Origin of the sequence: Streptomyces sp. NPDC002619 (assembly GCF_042889305.1) — a bacterium.
Lineage (GTDB): Bacteria > Actinomycetota > Actinomycetes > Streptomycetales > Streptomycetaceae > Streptomyces.
Genome location: NZ_JBIAQV010000081.1, coordinates 1 through 9663, shown reverse-complemented (window position 1 = coordinate 9663; position 9663 = coordinate 1). Strand labels below are relative to the sequence as shown.

Here is a 9663-nt window from a genome sequence, read left to right as displayed (position 1 = left end):
CGGACGACGGCCTGGACGACGGCCTGGACGACGGCCTGGACGACGGCCTGGACGACGGCCTGGACGACGGCCTGGACGACGGCCTGGACGACGGCCTGGACGGTGGCCTGGACGGTGGGGGGCGCGGCCGGCACGTCCTGCGGCTGACCCCCCTGGGGCCGGTGCCCGAGGGGGGCCCGCTGACCGCCGAGCTCGTCGCCGACCTGCTGGCGCCGCCCGGGGCCGGCACCATCGCCGTGACCGGGCACCAGCGTGAGCTGCTGCTCGCGGCGGTGGCCGGGCGGGGCGGTGCCGGCCGCCAGGTGGAGCAGCTGTTCTGGGACTGGTCGGGGCCGCTGGACCGGGCCCGGTTCGCCGCCGCCTGGCAGTCCGTGGCCGAGCGGGAGGCGGTGCTGCGGGCGTCCTTCGACTGGGCGGGCGCGGCCCGGCTGGTGCTGCACGAGCGGGCGGTCGTGGAGGTCGTACGGCATGGGCGCACGGCCGTCGGCTGGAGCGAACTGCTGCGCCGGGACCGGGCGCGCGGCTTCGCGCTGTACCGGCCGGGGCTGCTGCGGGTGTCCCTGCTGGAGGGCCCGCCGGATGCGCCGGCGCGGGTGCTGGTGACGTATCACCGGGCGCTGCTCGACGAGCGCGGGGCGCGGCTGCTGGTGGGGGAGTTCTACCGGTCCTACCTCGCCGGCGGTGTGCTGCCCGGCGCCGAGCGGCGGCCCGACGTGCGCGACCACGCCGGCTGGCGGGAGCGGCAGGACCCGGACGCCGCACGGGAGTTCTGGACGGCCGCCGCGCCGCCGCCCGCCGCCGCCGTCAGCCCCGGCCGCCTGGGCGGGCCGGTGCGGCACACCGGCGGGGCCGGGCGGATCCAGCGCCGGCTGCGGCCGCCGCAGACCGCCCGGCTGCGGTCCTGGGCGGCGGTGCGCGGAGCGGGGGAGAGCAGCGCCCTGCACGTGGTGTGGGCGCTGCTGCTGTACCGGGCGGCGGGCGTGGAGGGGCCGTGGCCGGTCGCCTTCGGCGTGCACCTGTCCGGACGGGACATGTCGTTGCGGGCCGCGGCCCAGATCCCCGGGCTGATCGGCAACCCGCTGCCGATGACGGTGACCGTCGACCCGGCCGCGCCCCTGCTGGACCTGCTGCTCACGGCGCGGGACGCCGCGCTCGACCTGAACCCGTACGCCTGGGTGAGCGGCGAGCAGATCCGGCGGTGGAGCGGCCGCGGGACCGGGGACGGGAACAGGGCCGGGGCCGGGGACGGGGCCGGGGCCGGGGACGGGGCCGGGGCCGGGGACGGGGACGGTCTGACCGAGACCACCGTACGGTTCGACAGCCGTCCCGGGCTGCCGCCCGCCCTGCGGGCCGAACTCGCGGCGCAGGGCATCCGGGTGGGCGTGCCGCAGAGCGCGAGCGGCGACACCGTCCTGCCGGTCACCCTCGTCGCGCACTACGACACCGAGGGCGGCCTGGTGCTGACCGCGCTGTACGACCGCGCCCGGTTCGCCGACTCGGACGCCTCCGGCACGCTGTCGCAGTGCCTGCAGCTGCTGCGCTGCCTGCCCGACCACCAGGACGAACAGGCCACCGTGGGCCAGGTGCTGGGCCTGCTGCGGAGCGTGGAGGTGCCCCGGATGGCGCGGCCCGGTCCCCGGGGCGGGCATCTGGCGCTGGCCGTGCTGCGCGCCGGACAGCCCGGCGCGGACGTGATCTGCCTGGTCGCGGTGGACGGGGTCACCCCCGGCACCTACGAACTGCTGGCCCGCGAGCACCGGGGGCCGGAGCGGATCGTGTCGCTCAGCGTGGCCGGCCCCGCGGGCGTCTCGGCCCCCGGCCTGCACGAACTGCTCGGCCCCGGACGCAGGCTGGTGGTGTGCGGGGCGGGACCCGCCGGCCGCGTCGCCCACGAGATCGCCCGCCGGGTGGCCCGCGAACCGGGCGGAACCCCCACCGTCGTCATGACGGGCGTCGGCGGACCGGCGGAGAGCGCACGGGCACTCGCACAGGCCTTGCGGGCGGTACGCGCCCGGAGTTGGTGACGGGGGCCGGTACGCGCCCGGAGTTGGTGACGGGCGGAGCGGCGCGAAGGGGCCCGGCGAGGAGTGGGCGCGGAGGCCCCGGCGGAGTGTGGGACGAGGGGCCAGGCGAGGGGCGGGTGTGCCGGTGGCGGGTCGGGTGCGCCGGCGCGGCCGGTGGACGGGGGGCGGGTCTGCGCGGGGATCGGGCCGTGCGGGACGGGGCTGGCGTGAGGCGGCCTGCGAAGGGCGGGCGTGAGGCGGCCTGCGAGGGGCGGGTGCGAGCCCGGCGATGAGCGGGCGCGAGGGGTGGGTGTGCCGGTGGCGGGTCGGGTGCGCCGGCGCGCCCGGTGGATCCGGAGGCCGGGTCTGCGCGGGGATCGGGCCGTGCGGGACGGGCGTGTGCGGGGCGGGCGTGTGCGGGACGGGCGTGTGCGGGGCGGGCGTGTGCGGGGCGGGTGTGTGGGGTGTGCGGTGGCGGGGAGTGGCGGACGTGCCGTTTTCGGACGGGCGTTGGTCGTGCCGGGGCCGGTCCCGGTTCGAGTGGGCCGAGAGCAGGTCTTGAGCGGGATGGCCGACGGTGGCCGAAACGCTGGAGGAGGCGGCATGGGCGACACGGACCGGGAGGAGCCGGCGCTGCGCGTCGTGCGCGGCCGGGCGAGCGAGGAGGAACTGGCCGCGCTCACCGTCGTACTGCTCGCGCTGCGCGGCCGGGCCGCGGCCGAGGACCAGGACGCGCGGCGGGTCAACGGCTCCCGGTGGTCGCGACGGCCCAGGCCGGACACCCGCCGGGGATCGCGCGGCTGGCAGTGACGGGAACCTCAGCCCTCAGAAAGGGATCTGACGAGATGTCGATGACGATTGTCCCCGCCGCGGCCGAGGCCCCGCCGGCCGACATCCGCGGCCGGGTCGCGGAGCTGCACGACACCCGTGCACGAGCGCTGGCGGGCCCCGGCGAGAAGGCCACCGAGGCGCAGCACGCCAAGGGCAAGCTGACGGCCCGGGAGCGGATCGAACTGCTCCTGGACCCGGGCTCCTTCCAAGAGGTCGAGCAGCTGCGCCGGCACCGGGCGAGCGGGTTCGGGCTGGAGGCGAAGAAGCCGTACACCGACGGTGTGATCACCGGGTGGGGGACGGTGGAGGGCCGGACCGTGTTCGTCTACGCGCACGACTTCCGGATCTTCGGCGGCGCGCTGGGCGAGGCCCACGCGACGAAGATCCACAAGATCATGGACATGGCGATCGCGGCCGGGGCGCCGCTGGTGTCCCTCAACGACGGGGCCGGCGCCCGGATCCAGGAGGGCGTCTCGGCCCTTGCCGGTTACGGCGGCATCTTCCAGCGCAACACCAGGGCCTCGGGTGTCATCCCGCAGATCAGCGTGATGCTCGGCCCGTGCGCCGGCGGCGCCGCCTACAGCCCCGCGCTGACGGACTTCGTGTTCATGGTGCGGGAGACCTCGCAGATGTTCATCACCGGGCCGGACGTCGTCAGGGCCGTCACCGGCGAGGAGATCAGCCAGAACGGGCTCGGCGGCGCCGACGTGCACGCCGAGACCTCCGGTGTCTGCCACTTCGCCTACGACGACGAGGAGACCTGCCTCAACGAGGTGCGCTACCTCCTCTCCCTGCTGCCGCAGAACAACCGCGAGAACCCCCCGCGCGTGGCGTCCGCGGACCCGGCCGACCGGCCGGGCGAGGCGCTGCTGGACCTGGTGCCGCTCGACGGCAACCGGCCCTACGACATGACCCGGGTCATCGAGGAGATCGCCGACGACGGCGAGTACCTCGAGGTCCACGAGCGCTGGGCGCGCAACATCATCTGCGCGCTGGCCCGGCTGGACGGGCACGTGGTCGGCATCGTCGCCAACCAGCCGCAGACCCTGGCCGGGGTGCTGGACATCGAGGCGAGCGAGAAGGCCGCGCGTTTCGTGCAGATGTGCGACGCCTTCAACATCCCCGTCGTGACCCTGCTGGACGTGCCCGGCTTCCTGCCCGGCGTGGACCAGGAGCACGGCGGGATCATCCGCCACGGCGCGAAGCTGCTGTACGCCTACTGCAACGCGACCGTGCCGCGCATCTCGCTGATCCTGCGCAAGGCGTACGGCGGCGCGTACATCGTGATGGACAGCCAGTCCATCGGCGCGGACCTCACCTTCGCCTGGCCGACCAACGAGATCGCCGTGATGGGTGCGGAGGGTGCCGCGAACGTCATCTTCCGCCGCCAGATCGCCGCTGCCGCCGACCCCGAGGCCATGCGGCAGCAGATGGTCCAGGAGTACAGGGCCCAGCTGATGCACCCCTACTACGCGGCCGAGCGCGGCCTCGTCGACGACGTCATCGACCCCGCCGACACCCGCCGGGTGCTCATCAGGTCGCTGGCGATGCTGCACCTCAAGCACGCGGAGCTGCCCGCGCGCAAGCACGGCAACCCCCCGCAGTGACCGCGAACATAGGAGACCGGCAGGTCTGTTTGCTGGAGCCGCAGAGCGGTTCACGGTCTGTTCTTCCGGGCCGACGGACAGGTTCCGGCCTTGTGTGAGCGGTGCGCGCGGGCCGGTGAGGGGTCTGCTGGGGCCGTCAACCCGCCTGTACAGTAAGCAAGTTCGCAGGTGAGTGAGAAGTGTCGAGCCCCGCTCCATGGTCGCTAGCGGCTTGTTAAAAACAGAACAAACGGTTTGGTATTGACATACCGAGCGTGCTGTTTTTAACGTGGAGGGCCGGCAGTGCATGCGGACGAGGGAGACGGCGTGGACATCGACGTACTGGGCGCACTGGACGTGAGGGAGAACGGGGTGTCCGTCGCCCCGACAGCGCCGAAACCGCGTCAGGTCCTGGCGCTGCTGGCCCTGCACGCCGACCGGGTGGTGCCGGTCGCCTCGCTCATCGAGGAGCTGTGGTCGGGCCGGCCGCCGCGCAGCGCGCGCACCACCCTGCAGACCTATGTGCTGCAACTGCGCGAACTCATCGCGGCGGCACTGGCACCGCAGGCCGGGCCGGAAGCGGCCGGGGAGGGTGCGCGGCGGCGCAGCGCCAAGGACGTGCTGCTGACCCTGCCGGGCGGGTATCTGCTGTCCTCGGGCGGCGGGAGGAGCGACGTCCGCGAGTTCGAGCGGCTGGCCGGCACGGGCTACCGGGCCATGGACGCGGGCGACTTCGCGGGTGCCTCGCGCACGCTGGGTTCCGCGCTCGGCCTGTGGTCCGGGGCGGCGTTCGCGGACGTGCAGAGGGGCACCCAGCTCGCCGTGGAGGCCAGGCGCCTCGACGAGAGCCGGCTGTGCGCGCTGGACCAGCGCATCGAGGCCGACCTGCGGCTCGGCCGGCACCGCGCACTGCTCGCCGAACTCACCGTGCTGACCAGCCGGTACCGCACCCACGAGACCCTGCACGCGCAGTTCATGCTCGCCCTGCACCGCTCCGGCCGGCGCGGCGAGGCCCTCGCCGTCTACCAGCAGCTGCGCACCACCCTCGGGCGCGACCTGGGCCTGGAGCCCTCGCCGCGGCTGCGCCGGCTGCAGCACTCCATCCTGATGGCCGCCCCGGAGAGCACGCCCGGCGCGGCCGCACCGGGCACCGTCCCCCCGCAGGCCCCGCAGGCCCCGCAGGCCCCGCAGGCCCCGCAGGGCGGGCCGCTGGCCCCGACCGCCCGCTGACCGCCCGGCCCCGGCGGGCGCGGCACGCCGCCGCGACGCGATCCGGGCACGGCACCACCGCACCGACCTTGGAGGCATCCACCATGACCAGCGAGCCGGCACCCTCCCCGGGTGGCGCGGGCGACGTCCTCGGCGAGCTCACGGCCGTGCTGGCCGCGGTCCTGGACGTCGCCCCCGACCGGATCGACCCGGCGCAGCCCTTCCAGATCCTCGGCCTCGACTCCCTGCTCACCGTGGAGTTCGTGGCGGCCGTCAACCAGCACTTCGGCGTCCGGACCGTCGCCGCCGCGCTCTACGACCACCCCACCCCGGCCGCCCTGGCCGGCCATGTCGCCGAGGCCCGCTCCGGGGCCGTGCACGCCGCTGACCCGGCCCGGGATCCCGGCGCGGCCGCGGCGGTGCTCCAGGTGCTGCGCGAACAGCTGGCGCGGATGCTGCACTGCGCGCCCTGGGAGATCGACCCCGGCGCGGCCTTCGCCGGGCTGGGCCTCGACTCCCCGCTGGCCGCGGAGTTCGCGGCCGGCGTCAACCGGGCCTACGGCCTTGCCGGGCGTCCCGTCACCGTCCACGACCATCCGAACCTCGCCGACATGGCCGCCTGCGTCGCCGCCCGCTCACCCGGGCCGGTCACCAAAACGCCGGCACCGGCACCGGCACCGGCACCGGGTCCGCAGGGGCAGGGTGTGGGGGAGGCCGTGGACGCGGCCGGGCGGCGGGTGCCGCTGTCCGCGGACGAGCTGGGGGCGCTCCTCGACGCCGTGCGCGAGGCGCGGGTCAGCGTGGACGAGGCGGCCGCGCTGCTCACGCAGGCGCAGACGGGCCCGCGCCATGACCGTCGCCGCCCCTGAGACCCGGGGCGCCGGGCACGGGCCGGCCGGCGAGACCCTCGCGCCGGTCACGTTGTGGATCTGCCCCGACGACGACCTCGCGCCCGCCCTGGCCGGCGTGCTGGCCGCGCACTGGTTCGACGAGCGGGAGCGGGAGATGGCCGCCCGGTTCCTCTTCGAACGCGACCGCCGGCAGTACCTCGTCGCCCACACGCTGGTCCGCCGCGCCCTGGCGCTGGAGGCCGGGCTCGCCGAGGCCGAACTCGTCATCTGGCGCTCCCCGCGCGGCCGTCCGTTCCTCCAGCCGCTGCCGGGCGGGCTGCCGCGCGGCGGCTCTCACCTGGACTTCAACCTCTCCCACGCCGGCGGCTACAACCTGCTCGGCATCGTCCGCCGGCACCGCATCGGCGTGGACGTCGAGCGGCTCGACCGGGACGCGCAGGCCATCGAGGCCATCGTGCGCACCTTCGCGCCCGAGGAGCAGCGGTGGGCGGCCGGTGCGGCGCCGGGCCGGGAGCGCGACCGGCGGGTGCTGCGGCTGTGGACACTGAAGGAGGCGTACTCCAAGGCCCGCGGACTGGGTCTCGGGCTGCCCTTCGACGAGTTCGCCTTCACTCTGGCCGACGACCGCGGGGTGCTCGACTTCCAGCCACCCGCCGACGACCGGGCCGGGCGGTGGCGGTTCCTCGAGCTGGAGCCGGTGCCCGACGTGCTGGCCGCCGTCGCCGTGCCGGCGGACGAACAGCCGGCGCCCGTACTGCAGCTGCACCACGGATTTCCCTGGGGCCGGGCCGCACCGCATACCATCGCCCTGCCCGAACCGGTGGGTGGACAGCCCCAATACCGTAATAGGGGATGCCAATAGGGGGTTCCCGGACCGCGGTTCTTTCGGAATTCCCGCGTGCAATCAGGGGGGAAGCAGCGGCGGAGCAGGGGGCGGATACAGCGGCGCAGTCTTCGTTGAATATTGAATAGGGGTGCGGTGGCCGGGTGTTTTGGCGCCGGAAATTCTCAGCGGCCGGCCAGCGGCGCGGATGGCGTTCGCAGTGCCGTGTCGATCCCGGTGACCACCGCGTCGGCCACAACCCTCAGATCGTTGCGGAAGTAGAAGTGGCCGCCCGGGAAGACGTGCACCGCCAGGATCCGCTCGCAGCGCTGCGCCCACCGGGTGAGGCCGTCCAGGCCCACCGCCTCGTCCCGCGCGCCGCCGAACACGGACACCGGCACGGGCAGCAAAGTGCCGGCCGGGGCGGGTCGCCAGCTCTCCACCAGCCGCAGGTCGGCACGGATGACCGGCGCGAAGTGCCGCCACAGGCCGGGGTGGTCCAGCACCTTCGCCGGGGTGCCGCCCAACCGGGCCACCCGGCGCCGAAGTTCCTCGTCGGACAGCTCGTTGGTGCGGATCGGCACCGGCGGGGCGTCCGGCCGTGGCGCACCGCACGCCGACAGGCCCAGCCACACCGGCGCCGTCCGGCCCCCGGCCAGCAGCCGACGGGTGAGTTCGTACGCGACCAGGGCGCCCATGCTGTGCCCGAAGAACGCGAACGGGGCCTCACAGCCGTCCAGTTCGGGGCCCAGCCGGTCGAGGAAGTGGCCGACCAGGGCGTCGCCGTCGGTGAGGGGCGGCTGCCGCATGAGCGTGCCGTGGCCGGGCGCGTCCACCGCCGTCACCCGCCAGCCGGACGGGAACCGGGCCGGCCAGTCCTGGAACATCAGCCCCGAGCCGCCCGCGTGCGCAAACACGTACAGGCGCACTCCGGCATCCCGCGGTGCCAAACCGGCTGTTTCCATCGGGACTCCGTTCGCGTCGGCGTGCCGGGAAATGAGTGTGCGCACCGGCAGGTTATCCATCGACCTGGCACTCGGACCGGAACCCGGAGTTCACTTCCAGTGCCGGTACACGTGTTCTTGAGTGAATCAAACACGCTTCGCAACACCGGACTTGGAATGCCGCTGGAGGACCGCTACAGGAAATCGCTTGAGGGGCACGGACACGGCTAGCGTGCGTAACGGCGGTGAATTCTGGCCACCGAAAGGAACTGGACAAGGAACTCGACGAGGTGCGGAGGCCACCATGAAGATTCAGGTTCTGGGTCCGTTGAGTGCCGAGGTCAACGGGGGATCAATCGTTCCGACGGCCGGCAAGCCGCGGCAGATTCTGTCGCTGCTGGCGCTCTACCCGGGACGGGTCATGCCCGTCCCCACGCTCATGGAGGAGCTCTGGGGCACCGAGCCTCCGCCGAGCGCGCTGACGACCTTGCAGACATACATACTCCAGCTGCGCCGCAGGCTCGGCACGGCGATGGGCCCCGGCTCCCCGGCGGGGGCCAAGGAGGTGCTGGCCACTCGACACGGGGGGTACCTGCTGCAGATAGCGGAGGACTGCGTCGACGTACACCTGTACGAGAAACTGGCCCGTGAGGGGCAGATCGCGTTCGAGGCCGGGGACAACGACGTGTCCGCGGCCCGTCTGGGTGCCGCGCTCGGCCTGTGGAGCGGTGCGCCGCTCGTGGACGTGAAGGCGGGGCCCGTCCTGGACATCGAGGTCATGCGGCTGCAGGAGAGCCGGTTGGTCACCGTGGAGCGGCGCATCGACGCCGACCTGCGGCTCGGTCGGCACGCCGAACTGATAGCGGAATTAACCGAACTGACGGCCCGCCATCCACACCACGAGGGGCTGCACTCGCAGGTCATGGTGGCGCTGTACCGGTCGGGCCGGCAGGCCACCGCGCTCGAGGCCTACCGTCGGCTGCGGATGCGGCTGATCGACGAACTCGGCGTCGAGCCCTCGCCGCAGCTGCAGCGCATGCACCAGGCCATGCTCGCGGTCGATCCCCAGCTGGACGTCCTGGCGGGTCCGCGCCGCTCCTCGACCTTCGACCTGTTCGCGGCGTAGAAAAGGCCGCGGGCCCGGCCCGCGGCGCGTCAAGATACCTCGTCACCGGGTTCCTCCGAGGGTGCCCCGGCCTTCAGGCCGGGGAGGAATCGGACTCCTGCGGAGCAGGGCAGGGATAGCCGGATCGCCGTCAGGGCGATCCGGTGTCCGCCCCGCACGGCGGTGCTGTCGCCCGCAATGATCAAGAACTCTCACCTGTCAGTCCTCCCGGGTAGGTTCGGATGCATGACGACAGAAGCGACCACGAAGGACACCGGGCATGCCCGGTACACCTTCCGTGTGCGCCTGTC

8 protein-coding genes are annotated in these 9663 nt (G+C 74.0%); 7 read left to right on the top strand and 1 reads right to left on the bottom strand.

Features of this window, described 5'->3' with window-relative positions; all coding sequences use genetic code 11:
- The 6 genes from ACFYXB_RS43490 to ACFYXB_RS43465 form a co-directional block, all read left to right on the top strand.
- On the top strand, window positions 1-2024 hold a 2024-nt coding region (locus ACFYXB_RS43490; RefSeq protein ID WP_389590856.1), incomplete at its 5' end, for a condensation domain-containing protein.
- A 582-nt stretch (window positions 2025-2606) separates the two neighbouring features.
- Window positions 2607-2813 carry an acyl-CoA carboxylase subunit epsilon gene (locus tag ACFYXB_RS43485; protein WP_389590854.1) on the top strand — a complete coding sequence of 69 codons (207 nt, stop codon included), beginning with the start codon at window positions 2607-2609 and terminating at the stop codon, window positions 2811-2813.
- 35 nt (window positions 2814-2848) lie between these two features.
- Window positions 2849-4441, top strand: coding sequence for an acyl-CoA carboxylase subunit beta (locus ACFYXB_RS43480; protein WP_389590853.1), 1593 nt, complete (start codon window positions 2849-2851; stop codon window positions 4439-4441).
- A gap of 306 nt (window positions 4442-4747) precedes the next feature.
- Window positions 4748-5650, top strand: a complete 903-nt coding sequence (locus ACFYXB_RS43475; RefSeq protein WP_389590851.1) for a BTAD domain-containing putative transcriptional regulator — start codon at window positions 4748-4750, stop codon at window positions 5648-5650.
- An 83-nt stretch (window positions 5651-5733) separates the two neighbouring features.
- A complete protein-coding gene (locus ACFYXB_RS43470; RefSeq protein WP_389590850.1) occupies window positions 5734-6498 on the top strand; it encodes a phosphopantetheine-binding protein in 765 nt (254 codons plus the stop codon).
- Complete coding sequence (locus ACFYXB_RS43465) at window positions 6479-7342, top strand: 4'-phosphopantetheinyl transferase family protein (protein ID WP_389590849.1); 864 nt, start codon at window positions 6479-6481, stop codon at window positions 7340-7342. Before ACFYXB_RS43470 ends, ACFYXB_RS43465 begins: the two co-directional genes overlap by 20 nt.
- A gap of 146 nt (window positions 7343-7488) precedes the next feature.
- Here the strand turns inward: ACFYXB_RS43465 and ACFYXB_RS43460 are convergent, their stop codons facing one another.
- Complete coding sequence (locus ACFYXB_RS43460; protein ID WP_389590847.1) at window positions 7489-8268, bottom strand: thioesterase II family protein; 780 nt, start codon at window positions 8266-8268, stop codon at window positions 7489-7491.
- 283 nt (window positions 8269-8551) lie between these two features.
- Between ACFYXB_RS43460 and ACFYXB_RS43455 the strand changes: the two genes are divergently transcribed.
- Complete coding sequence (locus ACFYXB_RS43455) at window positions 8552-9373, top strand: BTAD domain-containing putative transcriptional regulator (RefSeq protein ID WP_389590845.1); 822 nt, start codon at window positions 8552-8554, stop codon at window positions 9371-9373.
- The last annotated feature ends 290 nt before the right edge of the window (window positions 9374-9663 follow it).

Excerpts from the sequence above, each read along its gene's own strand:
- ACFYXB_RS43480 (WP_389590853.1), top strand. The coding sequence starts at position 2,849 with ATGTCGATGACGATTGTCCCCGCCGCGGCCGAGGCCCCGCCGGCCGAC.
- ACFYXB_RS43460 (WP_389590847.1), bottom strand. The coding sequence starts at position 8,268 with ATGGAAACAGCCGGTTTGGCACCGCGGGATGCCGGAGTGCGCCTGTAC.
- ACFYXB_RS43455 (WP_389590845.1), top strand. The coding sequence starts at position 8,552 with ATGAAGATTCAGGTTCTGGGTCCGTTGAGTGCCGAGGTCAACGGGGGA.
- ACFYXB_RS43485 (WP_389590854.1), top strand. The coding sequence starts at position 2,607 with ATGGGCGACACGGACCGGGAGGAGCCGGCGCTGCGCGTCGTGCGCGGC.
- ACFYXB_RS43470 (WP_389590850.1), top strand. The coding sequence starts at position 5,734 with ATGACCAGCGAGCCGGCACCCTCCCCGGGTGGCGCGGGCGACGTCCTC.
- ACFYXB_RS43465 (WP_389590849.1), top strand. The coding sequence starts at position 6,479 with ATGACCGTCGCCGCCCCTGAGACCCGGGGCGCCGGGCACGGGCCGGCC.